This is a genomic window from Brachyspira sp. (assembly GCF_050873525.1).
Classification (GTDB): Bacteria; Spirochaetota; Brachyspiria; order Brachyspirales; family Brachyspiraceae; genus Brachyspira.
The window spans coordinates 1-21,830 of sequence record NZ_JBNMIZ010000019.1; the positions used below are offsets into that span (position 1 = coordinate 1).

The 21,830-nt window shown below is 30.7% G+C and carries 19 protein-coding genes; 12 read left to right on the forward strand and 7 right to left on the reverse strand.

Annotation, left to right across the window (positions count from 1 at the left end):
* From ACR0QS_RS02650 to ACR0QS_RS02665, 4 genes are all read left to right on the forward strand, one after another.
* A partial coding sequence (locus ACR0QS_RS02650; RefSeq protein ID WP_432631902.1) for an Rpn family recombination-promoting nuclease/putative transposase occupies positions 1 to 896 on the forward strand: 896 nt, incomplete at its 5' end.
* Positions 897 to 1,276: 380 nt separating this feature from the next.
* The gene (locus ACR0QS_RS02655; RefSeq protein WP_432631903.1) at positions 1,277 to 1,441 is read left to right on the forward strand and encodes a hypothetical protein; all 165 of its coding nucleotides are present in this window, start codon (positions 1,277 to 1,279) and stop codon (positions 1,439 to 1,441) included.
* Positions 1,442 to 1,551: 110 nt separating this feature from the next.
* A complete protein-coding gene (locus ACR0QS_RS02660; protein WP_432631904.1) occupies positions 1,552 to 2,064 on the forward strand; it encodes a hypothetical protein in 513 nt (170 codons plus the stop codon).
* A 156-nt stretch (positions 2,065 to 2,220) separates the two neighbouring features.
* The gene (locus tag ACR0QS_RS02665) at positions 2,221 to 2,691 is read left to right on the forward strand and encodes a hypothetical protein (protein WP_432631905.1); all 471 of its coding nucleotides are present in this window, start codon (positions 2,221 to 2,223) and stop codon (positions 2,689 to 2,691) included.
* A 342-nt stretch (positions 2,692 to 3,033) separates the two neighbouring features.
* On the opposite strand, the gene mfd is transcribed toward ACR0QS_RS02665, so the two are convergent.
* Entirely contained in the window at positions 3,034 to 6,708 is a 3,675-nt protein-coding gene (mfd, locus tag ACR0QS_RS02670) for a transcription-repair coupling factor (protein ID WP_432631906.1), read from the reverse strand.
* 186 nt (positions 6,709 to 6,894) lie between these two features.
* Between mfd and ACR0QS_RS02675 the strand changes: the two genes are divergently transcribed.
* Positions 6,895 to 7,425, forward strand: coding sequence for a hypothetical protein (locus ACR0QS_RS02675; RefSeq protein WP_432631907.1), 531 nt, complete (start codon positions 6,895 to 6,897; stop codon positions 7,423 to 7,425).
* A gap of 17 nt (positions 7,426 to 7,442) precedes the next feature.
* Here the strand turns inward: ACR0QS_RS02675 and ACR0QS_RS02680 are convergent, their stop codons facing one another.
* Both ACR0QS_RS02680 and ACR0QS_RS02685 read right to left on the reverse strand, forming a co-directional pair.
* Complete coding sequence (locus ACR0QS_RS02680; protein ID WP_432631908.1) at positions 7,443 to 7,877, reverse strand: hypothetical protein; 435 nt, start codon at positions 7,875 to 7,877, stop codon at positions 7,443 to 7,445.
* A gap of 11 nt (positions 7,878 to 7,888) precedes the next feature.
* Positions 7,889 to 8,989 carry a sialidase family protein gene (locus ACR0QS_RS02685; RefSeq protein ID WP_432631909.1) on the reverse strand — a complete coding sequence of 367 codons (1,101 nt, stop codon included), beginning with the start codon at positions 8,987 to 8,989 and terminating at the stop codon, positions 7,889 to 7,891.
* A 153-nt stretch (positions 8,990 to 9,142) separates the two neighbouring features.
* Here ACR0QS_RS02685 and ACR0QS_RS02690 point away from each other — a divergent pair, with 153 nt between their 5' ends.
* From ACR0QS_RS02690 to ACR0QS_RS02705, 4 genes are all read left to right on the forward strand, one after another.
* Entirely contained in the window at positions 9,143 to 9,280 is a 138-nt protein-coding gene (locus tag ACR0QS_RS02690; RefSeq protein WP_432631910.1) for a hypothetical protein, read from the forward strand.
* 814 nt (positions 9,281 to 10,094) lie between these two features.
* Positions 10,095 to 10,808 (forward strand): hypothetical protein, encoded by a 714-nt coding sequence (locus ACR0QS_RS02695; RefSeq protein WP_432631911.1) that lies wholly within the window; start codon positions 10,095 to 10,097, stop codon positions 10,806 to 10,808.
* A gap of 57 nt (positions 10,809 to 10,865) precedes the next feature.
* Positions 10,866 to 11,783 (forward strand): hypothetical protein, encoded by a 918-nt coding sequence (locus ACR0QS_RS02700; protein ID WP_432631912.1) that lies wholly within the window; start codon positions 10,866 to 10,868, stop codon positions 11,781 to 11,783.
* 655 nt (positions 11,784 to 12,438) lie between these two features.
* Positions 12,439 to 12,957 (forward strand): hypothetical protein, encoded by a 519-nt coding sequence (locus tag ACR0QS_RS02705; protein WP_432631913.1) that lies wholly within the window; start codon positions 12,439 to 12,441, stop codon positions 12,955 to 12,957.
* Positions 12,958 to 13,102: 145 nt separating this feature from the next.
* Here the strand turns inward: ACR0QS_RS02705 and ACR0QS_RS02710 are convergent, their stop codons facing one another.
* Positions 13,103 to 13,486 (reverse strand): hypothetical protein, encoded by a 384-nt coding sequence (locus ACR0QS_RS02710; RefSeq protein WP_432631914.1) that lies wholly within the window; start codon positions 13,484 to 13,486, stop codon positions 13,103 to 13,105.
* Positions 13,487 to 13,813: 327 nt separating this feature from the next.
* Between ACR0QS_RS02710 and ACR0QS_RS02715 the strand changes: the two genes are divergently transcribed.
* Complete coding sequence (locus ACR0QS_RS02715) at positions 13,814 to 17,545, forward strand: protein O-mannosyl-transferase family (protein ID WP_432631915.1); 3,732 nt, start codon at positions 13,814 to 13,816, stop codon at positions 17,543 to 17,545.
* A 57-nt stretch (positions 17,546 to 17,602) separates the two neighbouring features.
* Here ACR0QS_RS02715 and ACR0QS_RS02720 read toward each other — a convergent pair whose 3' ends face one another.
* Positions 17,603 to 18,055, reverse strand: coding sequence for a dual specificity protein phosphatase family protein (locus ACR0QS_RS02720; RefSeq protein WP_432631916.1), 453 nt, complete (start codon positions 18,053 to 18,055; stop codon positions 17,603 to 17,605).
* Positions 18,056 to 18,077: 22 nt separating this feature from the next.
* A complete protein-coding gene (locus ACR0QS_RS02725; protein ID WP_432631917.1) occupies positions 18,078 to 18,896 on the reverse strand; it encodes a D-glycero-alpha-D-manno-heptose-1,7-bisphosphate 7-phosphatase in 819 nt (272 codons plus the stop codon).
* Positions 18,897 to 18,999: 103 nt separating this feature from the next.
* On the opposite strand from ACR0QS_RS02725, the gene ACR0QS_RS02730 reads away from it, so the two are divergent.
* Positions 19,000 to 19,566, forward strand: coding sequence for a DJ-1 family glyoxalase III (locus tag ACR0QS_RS02730; RefSeq protein ID WP_432631918.1), 567 nt, complete (start codon positions 19,000 to 19,002; stop codon positions 19,564 to 19,566).
* 28 nt (positions 19,567 to 19,594) lie between these two features.
* Here the strand turns inward: ACR0QS_RS02730 and ACR0QS_RS02735 are convergent, their stop codons facing one another.
* Positions 19,595 to 20,143, reverse strand: a complete 549-nt coding sequence (locus ACR0QS_RS02735) for a DUF2271 domain-containing protein (protein ID WP_432631919.1) — start codon at positions 20,141 to 20,143, stop codon at positions 19,595 to 19,597.
* Positions 20,144 to 20,301: 158 nt separating this feature from the next.
* On the opposite strand from ACR0QS_RS02735, the gene ACR0QS_RS02740 reads away from it, so the two are divergent.
* A complete protein-coding gene (locus ACR0QS_RS02740; RefSeq protein ID WP_432631920.1) occupies positions 20,302 to 21,492 on the forward strand; it encodes an ATP-binding protein in 1,191 nt (396 codons plus the stop codon).
* The last annotated feature ends 338 nt before the right edge of the window (positions 21,493 to 21,830 follow it).

Sequence of the window (21,830 nt, forward strand, 5' to 3'; positions counted from 1 at the left end):
ATGAAAAAGTGCTTGAAGATATGGTTAATGCGGCTTTAAGTGATTTCAATTTTGAAGAAGTTAAAGATTTGGAAATAATTGACCCTTATAATTTGTCCGAAAATATCAACTTGAAAGAGTCAATCATTGACATAAAAGCGAAAACAAAAGATAATAAAACTGTAATAATCGAAATTCAACTTTGCGGGAACATGGATTTTCTTAAAAGAATTTTTTATTATATTTCAAAAAATATCGTAAACGAACTAAAAGAGGGCGAAGATTATAAACAACTTTCAGGAATAATAAGCATAAATTTACTTAATTTTAATTTAGACTTTGGAGATGAAGGCAAACCGCATCGCTGTTTTAAATTAATCGATACAAAAAACCATAATGTAGATTTAGATTTTATTCAACTGCATGTTATCGAAGCAAAGCGATTTATTGAGATAATAGAAAAATCTACGATAGACGAATTAAAGAAAAACAAATTACTCACTTGGATGAAATTTTTCACAACCAAAAATTTAAAATCTATAGAAAAGGAATTAAAGGAGGCAAACCCAATTATGACAAAAGTAATTGAAGAATATAAAAGATTTACTTCGGACGATAAACTTATGCGAGCTTATGACGCGCGAGACGCGTTTTTGGTAGGACAAAAAATTATGCTGGATAGAGAACGCAAAGAAGGAATTAAAGAAGGCATTGAAAAAGGAATAAAAAGAGGAATAAAAAAAGGTATGAGAGAAGGAAAACTTGAAGGTATAAAAGAGGGAATAATAGAAGGAATGGAAAGAGGAATAAGAGAACAGAATTATATAATAGCAAAAAGCATGAAAAAAGAAAATATTGATATAGAAACTATTAAAAGAATAACAGGCTTAACCGTTGACGAAATTAAAAAATTATAATCTGAAAAAATTCAATATAGCTTTATTAAATTTTATAAATCCATAATCCGAAGTTTCTTGTTCTTTTTTGAGTGGCAACGCAACATGCAGGCAAAAGCCAAAAGAAGCAAGGCTATACTAAAAGCCCGCAGAAGCGAAAACAACTCCGTTTAGAATTCGCAATCCGTTAGTAAAAACATTTTCGCAATATTTGGAAAGTCCATCATTATAAAATCCGCTTGTTACTAAAATTTATACAATACAAAACCGATAATTATGAAATAATAATTGTTATTTGATTAAGTTATTTGTTTTTTGAGAATTTAATAAAAATTGCAAAATAGTTGAGGATTTGTCATTCGCTCTGCGTCCCACAGGGAACGAGGGCTTTAGCCAGCGACTTGCCTACGGCACACAGAGTGAAGTCGGGCAGACGCCAAGCAATCCAATTAAAAGGAATTTTATTATTTTGGATTGCCACGCTCACACTAAAAGTGGGCAGACGCCCGCTCGCAATGACGGAAAAGTCGAAAATCGCAATGACGCTTTTAGGACGATTTGATTAAATTTTTTCAAAAAAATATTTGACTTTTTTTAAAATAACGGTTATTATATATAAACAAAATTAAATTTAAAAAAAGCCAGTAGGCGAAAGCCAAAAGGCGAAGGAGTAAAAATGTTGATAGTTAAAAAGGAAAGGAAAGGAAAGGAAAGGAAAGGAAAGGGTTTATTATGCCTAATATTCATTGCGGTTATAATAGCCGTAATATCCGCGGGATGTAAAAACAAACCTACACAAACGAACGATTTTGCGGGATTTGACGAAAATGTGCAGGTAATAGGGCAAAATGAAAGTTTGACAACTCTTTTGGGTAAAACTATTAGGTCAAGAAACGCTCTTGAAAATTCTGGAGGAATGGGCTATCTTTGGGCTAAATTTACGGAAGATGGAATAAGTTATGGACAAGGAGGAGAAGCCTCTCCTACTTTTAATAATCCGCTTAAAGCAAACCAAAATGCTTTTAATAACTATTCCGCTACATTTACAGGAACTGTTAATGAAAAAGAGCAATCTGGAGATATTACTATTCAAGTTGGTAGCGGTATAATTACAAATGTTCAGGTTAAATTTACTAAAGGAACTTCATACGATAATCAGGTTATTAATTGTCAATTTGTAAATCAGTAAATAGAGTATATACCTTGCATTAAAATATAATTTTTGTGACATTAGGAGATTTTTTCTCCTAATGTTTTTTTATTTTAAAAAAAAGTTGTTGACGATTTTAAAAAAATCGTTATCTTATTGATAGAAAGATTAAATAAGACTTTAGGAGGTCATATTATGACGAACAAAAAAACGATTAAATTTTTAGCGATTCTTACGGCTGTAGTTATGCTTTTTGCCATAGCTTGTAAGAACAAACAAACCGCTCCTATTTCGGCAAGCGAAGTAATAAGCGGAGAAATGCCTATCGACTTGACTCAAGATGTTAGTCAATTTGCGGGAAAGACTTTTAGGTCCGATGTATTGGATACGGGAATAAGTTATTTATGGGTTAGAATCTCTGAAGATTCTACTATAAAATATCAAGCCGCAGGAGTTAACGAACCAGACTTTTCAATTGCTAACGAATTAGTGATATCTAAAGGCATGGGACAAAATTATGTATTCCAAGGCAAAGCGTTTGCAAGCGGCGAACAATCTGGCAGATTAGTATTCGAACCAGACGGAACTTTGACGGTGAAATTCATAAGCGGAAATTCTTATGTAGGACAAACCATAGAATGTAAATGGGTAGATTTGTTAAAATAAGAAATTAGATTGTAGAGACATAAAAATCATTATTGGGAATTTTCCTCTCAATAATGATTTTTTTTATTTTCTTTCTCCTCGCAATGACTAATTTTAAAATATAAAAACAACGGGCTTTAGCCCATTGTATTAATAATTCAGATGTAATCATACTAGGCGCTTCTACGCCCCTTCGTATTCATGTTTTAAATTCTCAAAAATTGGATTACTTCGATTTATAAATAAATCTCGCACACTCGGCGACTGCCCGCTTTCAGCGTGTGTGCCTCGCCGAAGGCGGACAAAGTCACGGCAATGACGATAAATTTTTTTAAGGCATAATTTTTATTACGATGTCTTTTTTTATTCGGATTGTTTTGACTTTCTTATTATAACTTTTGAAGGCTTTTTTCTTATTCTTCTTTTGATAGGAGATTTTTTATTTTCGATTTTTTGAGATTCCAAATTCGCTTCGATTATATTCGTTATATTTGCAATTCTCTGCGCTTCTTCTTTATTTTGTTTATCGTTATCGTTGGTTTTAATATTTATTTCATGGCTTTCTATTTCCGATATTAGATTTTTTACTTTTTCTATTTTTAGATTTAAATTATTTTCCGTTTCTTCAATATTCGACAATATAAGCTGATTTAAATTTTCTTTGTCGAAATAAACTCCCGAATCTTTTGAGCTTATAAGTTGCATAAGTTTATTTGTGTCTATGCGCGAATATTTATCAAGTTTAATATATATTGAACTTTGCCCTTCTATAACCGACAATACTCTCGCTTTTTTTAATACAACTTTGAGTTTCGCTATTTCAAAAATATCTTCTATCTCTTTAGGAATTTTTCCGTATTTATCCGTCAAATATTCTTTTGCCAATTCTATATCTTCGTTGTTTTGAGAACGAAGAATTAATTTATAAACGGATATTTTTTCTTTAGTGTCCGAAATATAAAAATCGGGAATATACAAATCGTATTTGAAATCTATAATCGTATCGAAAGTAACTTCTTTAATCTCTCCGTTAAATTCGTTTTTCGCCTCTTCGAGCATTTGAACATAAAGTTCGTATCCAACTTGATAAATCATTCCCGACTGTTCGTTTCCTAAAATATTTCCAGCTCCTCTTATTTCCAAATCTCGCATTGCTATTTTAAAACCCGCTCCCAAATCGGTATGTTCCGAAATTGCCGACAGTCTTTTATATGCAACTTCGCTTAAAGATAAATTTTTTGGATAAAACATATAAGCGTAAGCCTCTCTGTCGCTTCTTCCTACTCTTCCTCTTAATTGATAAAGTTCGGATAAACCCAATGTGTTTGCGTTTTCTATTAAAATAGTATTAGCGTTCGGTATGTCTATTCCGTTTTCAATTATCGTAGTCGAAACTAATATATCGTATTTATAATCGATAAAATCTTTCATTATTTTTTCAAGCTGATTTCCAAGCATTCTTCCGTGCGCTACGCATATTCTCGCTTTCGGGCATAATTTTTTTACGAAAAGCGCAAAAGAATCTATGCTTTCCACTCTGTTATATAAATAAAATACTTGTCCTTTTCTTTCAATTTCTCTCTCTATCGCCGATATTACCGTCTCTTCGTTAAATTCCATCACAAAAGTTTTCACGGGAATTCTATTTAAAGGCGGAGTTTCTATGACGCTTATATCTCTTATTCCCGTCAAAGCCATATTCAAAGTTCTCGGAATCGGAGTCGCAGACAAAGTCAAAACATCCGTTTCCAGTCTTAATTTTTTCAAAGCCTCTTTATGATTTACTCCGAATCTCTGCTCTTCGTCTATTACAATTAACCCCAGATTTTTAAATTCTATATTTTTCGACAAAAGCGTATGAGTTCCTATTATTAAATCGCATTCTCCGTTTTTCAAATTCTCTCTACTCTTTTTGGCTTCTTTAGATGCTGCAAATCTATTCAATATTTCTATATCTACGGGAAAATCTTTGAATCTGTTTTTCGCCGTATTATAATGCTGTTGAGATAAAATCGTAGTCGGGCATAGCATTGCGCATTGTTTGCCCGCCATTATCGCTTTAAAAATAGCTCTGAAAGCGACTTCCGTCTTTCCAAAACCGACATCTCCGCAAACGAGTCTGTCCATCATTTTTCCGCTTTCCATATCTTTTTTTATGTCGTTAATCGCTTTTAACTGGTCTATCGTTTCCTCGTATTTGAAAGAAGCCTCGAAATCGTCCTGCCATTGAGTGTCATGTCCGTAAACATTTCCCTGAATATTCGCCCTTATCGTATATAATCTTATAAGTTCTCTTGCCGTTTTTAAAGCGTCCCTTCTCGCTCTGCTTTTTATTTTTTCCCAAGCGCTCGTTCTTAAAGAAGTTAATCTCGGATTATGTCCGCCTCCAGAAATATATTTTTGGACAAAATTCATCTGTTCTACGGGAATATATAATTTGTCTCCTTCGTCATATTCCAAAGTCAAATAGTCTTTTTCTTTTCCGTTGGATGATTTTCTCGTTAAACCTAAATATTTTCCTACGCCGTAATTTACATGAACCGCATAATCTCCGACATTCAAATCTACAAAAGTGTCGATTATATTTTTATTTACTTTTGGAAGTTTTTTAATTTTTTTTCTTTTTCTTCCAAACACTTCCCAATCGGCTATGAATATCGTTTTTATATCGTTTTTTATGAATCCCGATGAAGCTGGAGCGGTTATAATATAGAAATTATTTTTATTATTCGTTAAATCTATTTTTTTATCAGAACTTATAATATTTTCTTCGTTATCGTTTTCTTTTACATTCGTATTTAAATCTTTTAAATTGTCGGCGATTATAGTAGGTTCTAATTCCTGCATTATTTTATAAAATCTATTCGCTTGGTCGTAATGTCCCGTTGATAAAATTATCAAATAATCTTTTTCTCTATAATCTTTTATATAATCTAAAAAATCCGTTAGCCTCGATTTGAAAGATTCTCCTTCGACAAAATTAAATTTATAAGTATCGTTTTCAATTATGAAAGGAGATATATTTATTGATTTTTTTATTACAGATTCAAAATAATCGAAGTCAATATATAATTCGTTCGATTTTTCTATTATATTAAAAATGTTATCAGCGCTATTAAAATTTTCTTCTATAGAATTTAAAACATTTAAAAATTTATTTCTTAATTTCAAATTATCGTCTATGAATATTATTTTATTTTTAAAATAATCAAATATAGTTTCCAAATTAGAATAAAATATTGAAAGTAAATTTTCGCTTCCCGCAAAATATTTTTTTTGATTTATATTGCTTTTAAGTTCCGCTTCAATATCTTTTCTTTTCAAAAATTCTTCAATCATAGAATCGCTATAAACCGCTTCCCGCGTCGGATATATAATAACTTCCTCCAAATTTTCAAACGAGCGTCCGTTTTCCATTTTGAATAATCTTATACTTTCGATATAATCGTCAAACATTTCAATTCTTATCGGATTATCGTAGCCTATCGAAAAAATATCAATTATACTTCCGCGAATCGCAGCAGTTCCAATTTCCGAAACTTCCATTTCTATTATATAACCCAAATCGTAAAGTTTTAATCTTAAATCTTCCAAATCTAATTTTTCGTTAATTTTTATTGGAATATATAATTTTTCCAAATCGTTTTTATTAGGAAGTTTTTTTGCAATAGAATGGACGGTTACGATTATTATGCATTTCTCGTTATTTATAAGTTTGTATAAAATATTTACTCTTTCTTGAGCTATATCGGTTATTGGCGACATTTTTGTAAAAGGAACGCTGTCGTAAGCGGGAAAATAATAATTTGGAATATTATAAAAATTGAGAGACTGACTTAAAAGCATAGCCTCGCTTTCCTCTTCTTTTATTATCAAAAAACTTTCATTTTTTTCTTTAAAAAGAGATGCAAAAAATAAAGCGTCACCTCCGCCTTTGAGTCCGAATATATTTTTCATTTTATTTATATTAAACGATTTATATTCTTCGCTCTCTATAAATTTTTCGATTAAAAGATTTGCAATATCAGAATTTTTCATTTTTCGCTTATTTTTTATGATTCAATAATTATAAAATTTAATAATTTCAATAATATAAACAATATCTAATTAAATTGCAATAGTTAATATTATGCCGTTAATAGTCGAAAATATATATAAATATTTTTTATTATAATATATAATAGATAGCAATTTTTTATTATAATATTTTAAGGGGTTAGTCAAGTGAGACTGTATTTTATTTTTATATTATTATTTTTAATTTCATGCGCTTCGAATACGAAAGTTTATAACAAAAATTATGACGATATATGGGTAAGCAAAGTTAGAGGAAAAAGCGTAGTCGCTCCAAACGGTTATTTATACACATTTATGGATAACGGAAGCGTGGAATACGGAATAAACGGAAAGAAAATGGGAATCGGTTTTTTCGTTTACGCGGAAAGCGAAAGCAAAGCCTATTATTACGAAAGAATTTCTTTGGATAATATAGCTTATAATATTCAAGCCGCCGTTCCAAAAACAAATGTAAGTATGTATGTTAGTTTTATGCTTTCCAACGATAATATAAAAATGACTTCGGGCTATACAAAAGATTATTACGCGAGATTATCCGCTTGGAAAAAATCAAATTTAAATATGTTCGGAGTATTGAAAGAAGGAAAAGATATGTCCGAATATCCGATTCCTTATATAAACGAAATTAATTTTAACGATTTTATCGAATTCGGAAAATTAAGAAGTTATAAAAATTGATTTATAATTTAAGTATATTATAAAATTCCGTTAATCGCGTCTTTAAATTTGCTAATATCAAATATTCTTGTCGTTTTGCTTTTTTGCAAAGAAGAACGAACTATTAATATATTATATTTGAGTAAATTATCATATACAAAATCCGTGTCGATTATTATAGAACTTTTTTTATCATCGCTTGCCAGACAATCCAAATTATCGGGAAGCTCTTTATCGAATTTAAAAAATGTTTTATGAGTTTCAAATACAAAATCGGAACTATTCCATTCTATGATTATAGTTTTTGTTTTTAATTCTTTTTTAAAAATAATTTTTAAAAAACTGTCGTCTCCCCAAGAAGACAATTTATAAGCGGGAAGTTTCAATATAATATTTTTTTCTTCTTTTATGATTTCCCAATCGTTATTTTTTATTTTATAAACTTCCAAATCCATTATATCTTTATCTCTCATTGTCTCTCCTTTTAATCTAAAATAAATTTCTTCATAAATATTTTTCTAATTTTGCTTTTATCGTTGCATCCGTAATAAACGCATATTATATTGCTATCATCATTAATGCAAGAAGGATAACCGCAGTCGGGATTTTTCATTTTGTCGTCTATTATTATTTCTTTTGAATCGTTAATATTTTTTATTATATCTTTTGAATTTTTAATTTCGTTTAATTTTAATAATCTCGCTCTTATTCCGTAAGGTTTTAATCTGTAGCCGTAGGTTAAAAGAATTTTATCGTCTTTCAAAAGTAACGGACTCAAAGGATAGCCTTTTATATTTGTCGCTTCGGGTTTTGAAAAAGTTTTTCCGTTATTATTTGAATATGCGACTGAAGTATAACCGTATTGATTATTGAAATGCGTTCTTATAAAAGCGATTATATTATTTTTATTATTTTTATAACTTATTAAAGAAGGTTCAAAATATTCTATTTTTTTATTTTTCTTAATTTCCGTTTCGCATAATAAAGTTTTGATTTCCCAATTAATAAAATCTTTCGAGGATATTATATAACATTGATATTTATCTTTTCTATTTAAAGTTTTTTTATAAGCGTAAATCGGAGCTAAAATTTCGTTTCCGATTTTTATCATATTTCCTCTTATGGCAAAATTTTTTAAGCCGTTTTTTAATTTTATTATATTCGGTTTTGAAAAAGTTTTTCCGTTATCCGAACTTATGCATAAACCGATTCCGTCAAGCAAAGCGATAGAATTATTATATTCAATAAAAGTATAATCTTTAAATAATTTTTTTTCGTTTATAGGATGAAATGAATATCTAAAATAATATCCCAAAATAGTTTTATCGTCCGCTCTGAATAATTGCGGGTCCTGTTTTGCGGCGCAGTCGTCCTCTCCCAATTCAATAGTATTTATAATTTTATTTTTATGAACGGTTGAAACTATAGCCTTGCTTAAAGAATGCAAATGCGAATAATTTTTTTCGGATTTCGGCGCTAACCTGAAACTAACTAAATATTTATTTTTTTCAAGCCCTATTATACTCGGAAATGCGGGATAGAAATTTTTATTTTCGTATAAAACTAATTCGTCTAAAATTTTCATGTTTTTATTATATATTTTTATTAAGAATTTTACTATATTAATGCGGATTGTTTCACTTGACAACATGCACGCTTTCGCCGAAGGCGGACAAAGTCACGGCATCGGCTCACAATTAATGAAATTTTTAATTTAAAAATTCTTGTTCTTTTTTGAGTGGCAAAAAAGAACCACGCCAAAGGCGGACAGTCGTCAAAAACCACTTCTTTTTTTGTCAAAAAAAGAAGCAAAAAAACAACTCCGTTTAGACTTCGTTATTCCACCTGTAAAAAAGCCGTCATTACGAGCGACTGAAAGGAAGCGAAGTAATCCAATTAAAATAAAATTTTATTTTAAAAATTTAATTCCATTAATAGTGGATTGCTTCACTTCGTTCGCAATGACGAATTTGTCGATTGCAATGACAGGAGATTGCCACGACTTCTTGCGAAGTCTTGCAATGACATTAAATAAGACAAGTCATTACGAGCGGTTGCCGAAAGGCACACAGAGTGAGCGAAGTAATCTATTTAGTGTGGATTGCTTCGCATTATAAATGCTCGCAATGACGAATCGATTACAAAATTTTATTTATAACTACAAATTTTTTAACTATTTTAATCTTTAAATTTCTAAAAATTTGGGTTGAATATGAAATTTATTATAAAAATAATCATAATTTTATGAATTTATAAAATTTTTTGGGCTACTGCCCGCTTTTAGCGAATTTTTTTTAATTTTTTTTGTTTTAAGTGTTGACTTATTTTTAAAAAATGTTATAATTTGTCCATAAATTAAAAAAATAAAGAGTAAAACCGAAAGGAAAAAATTTCGGATTTTGGATAGTTAACGGGATATAAATTCTTATGAGAACAGAACAGAACAGAACAGAACAGAACAGAACAGAACAGAACAGAACAAGTATTGTCTTCTAACCAATAATTTAAATTTTAATATATTACAGTTTTTTAAGACGCTTAATGATTTTTTAGGCGTCCGATTTCTATTGCAAAAAATTTTCTCAAATATCGTTAAACGATTATTATTTGAATTATCTCAATTCAAACAAAATTTTAATTTCGCAAAAAACATTTATAAATGTTTTTAATAAATATTAACGGAGTTCAAAATGAAACGATTAAAAAACATCACAATCTTATTATGCTTTTTATCTTTGCTCGCTTTCATAAGCTGCAGCGCGGAAGATAAAACGGGAGTAGCAAACAATCCGCCTGAAAACGATACGGAAATCACGGACGGCGAAACGGGAAGCGGTTCTGGTGGCAGTAGTGAAACAGGAACAGGCGGCGGAACAGGAACAAGCGGAGAAACGGGCGGTTCTGGTAGCGGAAGCGAAACTGGAGGAAGTGGAACGGAAACAGGCGGTGGTTCTGGAACAGGAACTGGAGGCGATAGCGGTTCTGGAAGCGGAAGTGGAAGCGGCTCTGGAGAAGGAGACGGTGGAACGGAAACTCCTCCAACTCCAAGCGAACCTGAAATTGTAACTGAAATAGAAGAAAAAGATTTTCCTCCAGATTTACTAGGAGACTATACTCATTCGACTAGTGGATGTAATGATATTCAAGTTTTTATTAATGACGATAAGAAAAAAATTCAGATGAATATATTTTTTGTTAGAGACGCTGATAGTTACAAACAGTCACATGTTGTTAGGATTAAAAAATGCACGAAAACAACCAAAGGCGGAAAAATTATTAAAGTTGAAGTTGAAGGGGAACACGACGGTTATATAATTACTTTTGATTACGAAGCTAAAACTATAAGCGGGACATACATAGGTGCTGGTGGGGATAAATGGTCATTTAGCGGAACAAAAAAGTAAACAGCCTCAAACATTAAAATATAATTTTTACACTTTAAAATAAAGGAGAATATTCAAATGAGAAATATCAAAACAATTTTTATCGTAGTATTTTCGTTAATACTATTATTTGCCGTAAGTTGCAGTAATGAAGATAAAACGGGCGTCACGGGAGGTGTCCCTGCGACAGATTTACCGAATGGTTATTATCAAGGAAATCTTACCTGTAAATCCTATATTATGGGTGATGATTTTTTTGCTGCCCCATCTCAAGGCGCAAATAAAAAACAAGAACTTGAACAAAGCTATAAAGATTGGTTTACAACTGATTTCTTTTATTTGAAAATCGCCAATAATAAATTAAAATGGACTAAAGATGGCGATGAACAATATATTGAAAATATGGAAGAAGTAGGAGCGTTAAAATCTGGCTCCGAGTATAGCGTAACATATTCATCTGAAGAGGATGAGGGTGAATATGGTATTACTAAAACCAAAGAAACTATAAGGTTTACTATCTCTGGCGATACCATATCGATTACAACATATACTTATGAAGAATCATCAGAAAGAAAGGAAAAATTAAAATATAGCGTTGTCGCTACTTATGAAGGCACTTTGGATAATTATACTACATATTTTCCTAAAGATTTGGAAGGAACATATAGAGATGATAAAGTTGCTTCGTTGGGGGGACATGATACTGATACTAAAGTTTCTTATGATGAACCAAATAAAAGAACTAAAATAATAGGAGCTTGGATTAAAGACGGCGCCACCACTGCTTCTGGTGGTGGTTTACAATCGCAAACTATTTATATTGAGAAATGGAAGAAAACAACCAAAGGCGGAAAAACTATTAAACTTGAAGGCGAATATGATAATGGCAAAGGAAGAAAATATACAGTTATTTATGATTATGATAGTGGAACTTTAAGCGGGACATATACATCGTCTAGCGGAGACAGATATTCATTTAACGGGAAAAAAATATAAATTAAACAACCTCAAACATTAAAATATAATTTTTACACACTTAAGCACGGGCGAGGTAAAACTTCGTCCGTTGTATTTATTAAAACTTGTAATGATTTATTTAAATGGCAATTATGTTTAAAATTTTTCATTTGTTTTTCATTTTTTTCTCTTTGAAAAGGGATACATTCCTTTTATATAATATAATTTTTGAAACCTCATGCGAAAGCGTGGGGTTGTTTTTTTAAATTCGTCATTGCGAACGAAGTGAAGCAATCCACATAGAGTAGATTACTTCGGACTTTACAAGTCCTCGTAATGACAAAATAAATTTATCCGTTATTTTTTAAATTTGTCATTGCGAGGGAGTATAACGACCGAAGCAATCCAAATACAATAAAATTTATTTTTTTGTGGATTACTTCGGGCTAAAGCCCTCGTAATGACAAAAATGCAAGTCATTGTTAGGGCTTTAGCCTCGTTCGTAATGACAGTTATTTTTGCACAGTCATTGCTAATGTAATGAAGCAATCCGATATTTGAATATAAATAAAAAAAATACTTGACGATTTGAAAATAATCGCTATCTTATGGGTAGAAAGATTAATAATGCCGAAAGCCAAAAAGCAAAAGCCAAAGTGCAGACGCCAAGAGGCAGACGGCAAAGGAGTTAATTATGACAAACCTAATTAAAAGAAAAGGGCTGCTATATTTGGTTCTTATAGTGGCGCTAGTATCGGTAATGGCTATTGCCTGTAAGAAAAGACCTACTCAGCCTTTAGATGCAAGTTTGACGGTAGGCTCAACGGAATATCAAAATCCCGAAGAAGTCGATTTAGAAGAAGGCGAATATAAAACGATTTACGAATTGAACGAAGGCGATATAAGAAACTATACCGATAGAACATTCCACTATAAAATCGAATTGAAAGAAGTAAACGGAAAAATGACTTTATTGTGGAAAAAAGGCGACTATAAAGCTGGCGGAACGCAAAGTTACGGCGGAAACGATTATGGCATTTTAAGAAAGGTTACGAGAGACAGCTCAAAAGACATAGCCCCCGAAGGTAAAAAAGCTTTTGGCGATGTTAATAGCGAAGAAGTTTGCTATATTAAGATTAGCGCCGATGGTAATTCGATGGAATTCTATCCTCATGGAATGCAGATTCCGTTTAAGCTTGCGAAGATTAAATAAGTATAAAACATAATAAGCCGAGAGACGATGCATGAAAATGTGTCGTCTTTTTATATTATTTATTATTATAAAAAAGACACCGCAATTAAATACGATGCCTTTTATAATGAATTATTTTTCTAATTTATTTTACATTTTTAACTATTTAATTTTTATAGCTATTTCCTGTTCGGATAGTCCAATTTACTTTTCCGCCGCTACCCGTAGAAGCTATCTGATAATAATAAGCTCCTTTTGTTGAGTTATAAAATGTAAAAATCGCCGTTCCAGTTTCTGAACCGTAGGTAGAAGTTAATACAATATTAAATGGATAATTAAAACTATTTGGAATTTGCCCGCTATAAGGAGGAGTGGTTGGAATAGTTAATAAACCGTTAGCAATACCCATTTGCTCCCAGGCAGTCCATTTTCCTTCAAGGTCGGCTGCTACGCCAGAACCTGTGACGCCATAACCTCCATTACCAGAACCTCCAGAATTTCCATCGCCGCTTCCAGTTTTGTTTTTATTACGGCAACTTATTGAAAACAATAATATAAATGATAATAGGACGATTAGAAATGTTTTGAAAGAATTATTGATTAGAGGATATAATTCACGCTTTGCTTTGCTTTGCTTTGCTTAACGAATTTACAGTATTGCTTTTTGTTAGTCATTTTAGACCTCCTCGAATTAAATTAATTGTATTTATATTATAGTAAATTTTTTAGCGTTTGTCAAGAGTTTAAGAAAAAAAATTATCATTGAGAATTTGTCGAAGCAATAAAAATATATATTGAATATTAAACGAATATATTATATAATTAATTTCTAAATTAAATTTCGTAAATCATAAAATTTAAATTAAGGAAAATAATAATGGCAAAACTTTCGCATTTGGAAAAAGAATATATCAAAGCTAATTATAAAAATAAAACAGTTGACGAACTTGCAAAAAAATTGGAAAAAGATAAAGAACTTATAGAAGAATATATAAATAATTTGCAGGCTAATAAAGCTAATAAAAACAAGAAAAAAAATTCCAAAGAAAATAAAAAACCTAACGCCGTTAAAAATGTATTTCAGAAAATATTTTTTGAAGATAAAGAAAAATCGGAAGCTGTTTATAAAAAATATTCCATAAAACCTTATCGTCTTTCAGAAATTGATTTTATATTTGCAAGCGTTTCTTTTTTATTTACTTTCTTTTTATATTTATTCACTCTAACTCCTTCGCTTTCCGCTGGAGATAACGGCGAGCTTACAACTGCGGCGTATTTTTTGGGAGTCGGACATGCGCCGGGCTATCCATTTTATACTTTAATGTCGAAATTATTTACTTATATTCCGTTTGGAAATATCGCTTGGAGAACAAATTTATTTTCTGGAACTTGCGCCGCTATTTCAATGATATTCTTTTATTTGATAATGGTAAAAGTTTTGGGGCAAAATAGAATCGAGAGAGGATTTTCGCCAATCGTTCAAATTCCCGCTTTGCTTTCTTCTATAGCGTTTGCAATATCCGACAATATGTGGGCGCAGGCAACGATGGCGGAAGTTTACAGTTTGAATATATTGCAAATAGCGTCAATGCTTTTGATATTGGTTTACTGGTTCGAAGCGGTTTGGAAACATGCGAACGATGAAGTGGCTTATTACGGTTCAAAATATCTCATGGCTTTTGGTTTTTTATACGGAGTCGCTCTTGCAAATCACCATGTTACATTGCCTTTCGCTTTCGCTCCTTTACTTTTTATTGGAATAGTTTTATTTTTGATTCATAAAGACAGATATATCGAGCATATAGAAACTTCTTTTATTTCAATATTCGTATTTTTGTTTTTGCTTTTTGTAGGCGGTTTCGGATATTATAGATTCATTATGAATTACGAGGCTTATTTATATTTTCCCGCTGGAGTCTCTTCAAATGATTCTATATTTTCAATATTATTTAAGCCTTTTTCCAACCCCGATATAATCAGCGATATATTTACCGCTTTGGCAAACGGTTCTTATTTGCGATACGATATGATACAAAATTTAAAAGCGCCTTTATATCCCACTTTGTATAAAGGAATGTTTTTGGTAATATGGTCACTATTTTTGGTTTTGGTTTGGTGTTTGATTTACAGATATTTATTATGCAGAATAGATAAAATCAATAGAGACAACGATTTTATAACGGGAATATCAATAACTTATTATAAAATGCTTTTGATGTTGGCTGTCGGAGTTATGATTTACGCCTACATGCCGATAAGGGCGAGAGCTTTGCCTCCGTTGAACTGGGGACAATTAAACGAACCTTCGGGCTGGGAAAATTTAAGTTATTTATTCAGTATGATTCATAGAAAACAGTATGGAACTTCTGGAAACGATATTGCGGCGGTTTTTATTCTTCATCCCGAACAAGTCAGCGCGTTAATAAATATATTCAAAACTCAGCTTACAGCTTTAGGACTTTTATTTTTAATTCCCGGATTATTTCAAATATTCAAAAAAAATAAATTTATCGGAATATTTTCGGTATTCGGACTTTTAAGTTTTTCAGTTTCGCTTATGGCTTATACCAATCCGCCTCCAAGTGTGAGAACTTTATCTTTTGTCGAAGTGTTTTTTCTTCCAGCAACTTTATATATGCTGGTTATAATCGGTTTCGGCATTCAATGGTATATGGAATATTTTAACGGCAATATAAAAAATGTATTTAAAAATCCTTCAAAAGAGGAAACTATAAATTCGTTTGACGGCGGACATATTCTTTCTTTAATCGTTATTTTAATCATAATGACTCCAATATTTATAAATAATTTGAGCAGAAATAACAATTCAAAAGATTTCAGCAATCATGATTATTCTTATAATATGATGAACTCTCTTCCCGATAACGCGATATTTGCAACGGAAGGCGGAGACAATCAGGTATTCGGACTCGTTTATTATACGATGGTTGAAAGAAGACGCCCAGACTTAAAAATATACGACCAAAAGGGAAATGTATTTGAAAGAATATATGGAAACTTAATGAAAACGGACGGAAGATGGCTCGGAGATATAAGCGACGCTGTTGATAAAGATTTTATAGAAGCGGGACGCCCTTATTATATGGCTTGGAGAAGAGACGGACTTCAAAGGCTCGGAGATTATTATTTTAAGGCTTATGGACTCGTATTTAAAGTTCAGCCTATAAAATACGCTTTGGTTGACGAATTGGAATTCTTTAAAGTATTGACGATTAACGATTATAAAGAAATAGCGAAAGAACATTTGAAAAGAGATTACGAAGATTCAAAAATCGCTTCCGATATTAAATCGCTTCTTGACGAAGGTTTGATATCAGTTCAGAGAAAAGATTTGTATAACGGAAACGAAGAGATAGAATTTGTAAAAATGTATGAACTTCCTTTTCCAGAACTCAAAACGGAAGAAGATTATTGGGCTACTTATGTTATGCAAGGAACGGACGAAGAAATTTCGCATTACGATTTTTTGACGAGAGAAATATTTATAAGTTCCTACTCGCTTGCAAAAATAGATATGTATAACAGAAAAATAAGAACCTATAATAAACTTTTGGAATATATGGGAAACGGTAGCGTGGGAAGAAACGGAATGACTAAAGACGAAGCGAACGAAAAAATTGAAGAGCTAAAAAAATTGAAAAGAGAAGAAGAAGATAAAATGCTTAAAATAGGTTTCGATATGTCGAATGTTTATTTTGCGGTTGGAAATCAGGCGATTATTGACGGCAATTATGAGCGCGCCGCGATAATGTATGAAGAACTTATAAAACTTGAAAAACTTATTTATCCTGCGTATTTTAATCTGGCGGCGTCATACGAATATTTGGCACGCTCAAAAGAAACTCCTTACGAAAAAGAAGCGGAATATTTGAATAAAGCTAAAGAAGTTTTGGAGAGAGCGGAAAAAACTTTTCATAGAGGAAGAGATATTGGGGATACGGTGAGAGGGCAGAATCAAACCTATCAGCAGATAAAACAATTTATTCAAAAAATAGAGGTGCAATTAAGAATTCCGAAAAGTCAAGTTGAGGCAATGAAAGAGCAGGCTACTATAGAAAATAGTTTTGAAAGTTATAGCGCTTATGCAAATTATGTTTATCAGAGGCAGGATATTGAAGAAGCTTTATGGGCGAAAAATGAAGCGAAAAATAGAGCGAAAAACGGAGAGCAGATGTTTTCGGTTAATAAAGATTTGGCTATATTGTATGCGAATATTGGCGATATAACCTCTTCGGTAAATATATTAAACGAAACTTTGAAAATTCCTAATGTGAAAAGCGAAGATAAATCGGCTTTAGAATTAGATTTGGCAAATATTTATCTTAATCAAAAAAATTATAACGAGGCGGAAAATATATATTCAAAATATACGAACGAATTGAATCAGAACGGGGCTTTTGCTTTATACGCAATGGGACATATTTATATAGAACAAAATAAAGTCGTTGAAGCTTTGAATATTTATAACGATTTTATAAATAAAATGTCTCCGATAGCTTCGACTAATCAGTTTATAGCGAATCTGTCTCAAGATATCGAAAGTAGAAGAGTTCAAATAATGCAATATTTGGGTTCTATGCCGAGATAAAATTATAAATAAAAATATAATAAAAGATATAATGAAATTTTAAATAAAAAATATTTTCTAAAATTTCATTATATCGTCCCAATATTTTTCAAAGTATTTATGCATTCCAAAACCCGGCGAATAATAATTATAAACTTTTTTAAAATCTTTTACGGCGTTTTTGAAAGAAGAATTATCAATATAAGATTTTTTCGCCATATAAAGCAAAGCTATCGAAGGAGAACGCGACATTCCAAAATTGCAATGAACCAATACTTGTTTTTCTTTTATTTTTCTGTCGATAAATTCAACAGATTTTTTAATTATAGGATAAGCGTAATCGTAAGAGAGACTCGATATATCAAGCAGATTCAAATATAAATCGTCAACATTTTCAAAAACTTTTTTATCGCCGATATTTCCATGAACGCCATGTGCGAAACAGCTTTGGCATGCATGAACTATAGCGCCTTCAAATTTTCTGCAGTCGTTATCGTTTCCGACAAATAAATTTTTATATACTTCTATCATTATATTTAATCTCCTATTCCAATTATTCCAAATAAGAATATATATCTTTCGTTTCAACAATTTTTTCTCTATTAATTATTTTATAAGCTGGAGTTTCTATTAAAAGAGTTTTCAAATAAGGAATTTTTATAATATCCGTATCTCTGTCTCCTATCATAAAAGACGCGCTCAAATCTATATTATATTTTTTTGCGGCAAGCAAATGCATTCCCGCTTCGGGTTTTCGCAATATTGAAATTATATTATATTTTTTATTTTCGCTTTTTATATGATAAGGGCAGTAATAAAAATCGTCTATCAAAGCGCCGCATTTTTTATATTCTTCGTAAATATATTTATGGACTTTTTGAACTTCAGCCTCGCCGTAATAACCGTAAGAGACGCCCGCTTGATTAGTCGCGACTATAGTTATAAATCCTTTTTCTTTGGCGTATTTTACAATATCTACAAATTCTTTTTTTATTTTCACTCTGTCAACGCTTCCGACATATCCCAAGTCTTCCATCAATACTCCGTCTCTGTCCAAAAATAAAGCCTTATTGATTTTTTTATTTTCGTTAGGAATATATAAAGGAACGCCGAATAATAAATTTCCTTCAAACGCTTTATTAATAATTTCTTCGTCAATATTTATTTTATTATTATTTTTATAAGCGTATTTTTTTAATATCGAATAGCCCGATAAAGAATTTTCTATATCGTTTTTTATGATTTTATAATCGTTATCAATAGAATAAAATTTATTATTTTGATTATCGTTAAGATTAAAATCCAAACCAACCAAAACGGAATCTTTTTTAAGCTTTCCGTAAAATTCTAAAAAAAATTTATCTATATTCATAATTTATAATAGTATTTTAATTTTTTATTTTTATCAATAATTTACGCTTGAAAAATTATAAATAAAATGATACGATATAAAAAATTTATTTCGGAGTTTTTATATGTCAAAAAAAATTTTAGTTCCTTTAGCCGAAGGTTTTGAAGAAATCGAAGCGATAACGATAATAGATATATTAAGAAGGGCAAATTTGGAAGTTATAACGGCGTCATTAACCGATAATTTGGAAGTGAAAGGCGGACATAATATAATCGTAAAAGCGGACACTATTTTAGATAAAGTTATTAACGAAGATTTTGACGCCATATCTCTTGCGGGCGGTATGGGAGGCATGAATAATTTGAAAAACGATAAAAGAATCATAGAAAAAATTCAAAAAATGTATAAAGAAAAAAAACTCGTATCCGCCGTATGCGCTTCGCCGATAGTTTTGGGAGAGGCTAAAGTTTTGAACGGAAAATATACATGTTTTCCAAGCTGCGAAAAATCTATAAATATGGGAGAATATATTGAAAAAGATTTGGTTGTAGCTTACGAAAATGTTATAACCTCGAAAGGACCTGCAACAAGTATGATTTTCGCTTTAGAAATAGTAAAATATTTAACGGGCAAAAACGAAGAATTATCAAACGCTTTATTAATGCCAATATTAATAAAAGAATTAAAATAATTTTTTTATTAATTATATTTTATATTTTTTAAGGATTAAAACTAACTTTAACATTTTTTATTATATCAATATCTTTCGCTCCCGCTTTTGAATATTGAGGAGAGGCAATTTGAGAATTCGCTTTGCTTCCAATATTTATTTCGGCGGTATATAAAACATTATTATCTTGATATATAGTCGCTTCCACTACTATTTTATAATTTCCGTCTTTTATCAATTTTCCTTCGTTATCTTTACAGTCCCAAATTATATTTACATTTCCCTGTTTCGGAGTCGCTTTAGAAACGGCGTCTATTTCGGCTTGATTCATTTTTATAGCGTTTGCCTTTTTCTGCCAATTAGACAAAGACTGATTTCGTTTTTTCCATCCCGCTCTTCTGCCCGTAAAATCCGTTATATAAATCGTTTTGATATAATTTCCGTTATTATCTTCAACCCAAATCGCTATTTGATTGCTTGAAAATCCTTCTCTTTTCGTATAATCGAAATTTATTTGAACGGTTTTATTATTTTGAGCGCATTCAAAAGAAGTAGCCATAAATAAAGCGAATAATATAATAAAAATTTTCTTTGCCATAATTTAATCTCCTTAAAGTTATTATAAAAATTTTGTATTAATATTATAATTATATAGCTTTTAAATAAAATGTATATACTTTCTAATAATTAAATATTATTTACTTTTTTATAAAACAATTTAAAATATAAAGAATAAATTTAAAACGGATTTTAATCATGCAAAAAGAAAACGAGCTAAAAAAAATAAAATTGGGTTTTTCAAGTATAGTAATATTTAGAAATATTTTAAAAACAAAAGTAATAAAAAAATTAATAAAATTTTTAAACTTTGAAGCACAAGATAATATAAAACAAATCGATTTATACTCGGAATTTTTATCCGAACTTTTTAAATGCGATAATAATTTGGCGGATTATATTCTCTCTCAAATATTTTTAGACGACAATATTTATATAAATAAAACCGTCTCAAAAAAAGAAATAAATAATAATCTTAAAAAAATTTTAAAAAGCGAATTGAACTTTTTTAAATATGTTTCGTCTTTCGATTTCTCTTCGCTTTTTGAAAAAGAGTATTCAAAAAAAATCGCCGAACTTGAAATTAAAGAAATCGATTTTTATAAAATATATTCGGAACACATAAAAAATATTGACAAAAAAGGATACGGAATATTTTACGAAAATAATATGTTTGTATTGGACGATAAAAAAAATATAATCGCCGTCAAGCATAAAGACAATCAGGATATAAAAAAATTATACGGATACGAAGCGGAAAGAAATAAAGTTATATCGAATACAAAAATTCTGCTCGAAGGAAAAAAGGCGAACAATATACTTCTTTACGGAGACGCTGGAACGGGAAAAAGCAGCACGGTAAAAGCTGTTGCAAACTTTTTTAAAGATGACGGACTTCGGTTAATAGAAATCAAAAAAAATCAGCTTAATTTTATAACCGATATAATAGAAAGTTTAAGCGACAGTCCTTTAAAATTTATAATATTTATAGACGATTTAACTTTTTCTTCAAATGACGACACTTTTTCTTATTTGAAAGCGGTTTTGGAAGGCGGCGTTAATTCTTTTCCTAATAATATTGCGGTTTATGTTACGAGCAATTATAGACATTTGATAAAAGAAAATTTTGGCGACAGAGACGGAGACGATATTCATGTGGAAGACACGATTCAGCAAATAATGAGTTTGACAAACAGATTCGGAACTATAATAACATTTCAAAGACCCGATAGAGATTTATTTAGCGAAATAGTTTTATCTTACGCAAAAGAAAACGATATAAAAATAGACAAAGAAGAATTGATAAGGCAAGCGGAAGCCTATGCTATTAGAAGTGCTGGAAGAAGCCCGAGAGTCGCAAAACAGTTTGTGGAATTATTAAAACATTAAACTTCAATTTATAATTTTACTCGCCTGATAACGCTTATTTAGTCATTACGAGGGCAACGCCCGAAGTAATCCAATTAAAATAAAATTTTATTATTTTGGATTGCTTGGCTATTGCCCGACTTTGTCCTCGCAATGACTATTTTTTATTTTCAGTGACAAATTTTTTAGGATTAAACGCTTGACAAAGAATAAAAAATTTATTATAATATAATTACCTTAATTAAATTTTTGGAGGCAAAAAATGAAAAATAACAAAAATTACTGTAAATTCGTTAGTCAAGTCAAGTCAAGTCAAGTCAAGTCAAGTCAAGTCAAGTGCTAAAATTGTATCTTTAATC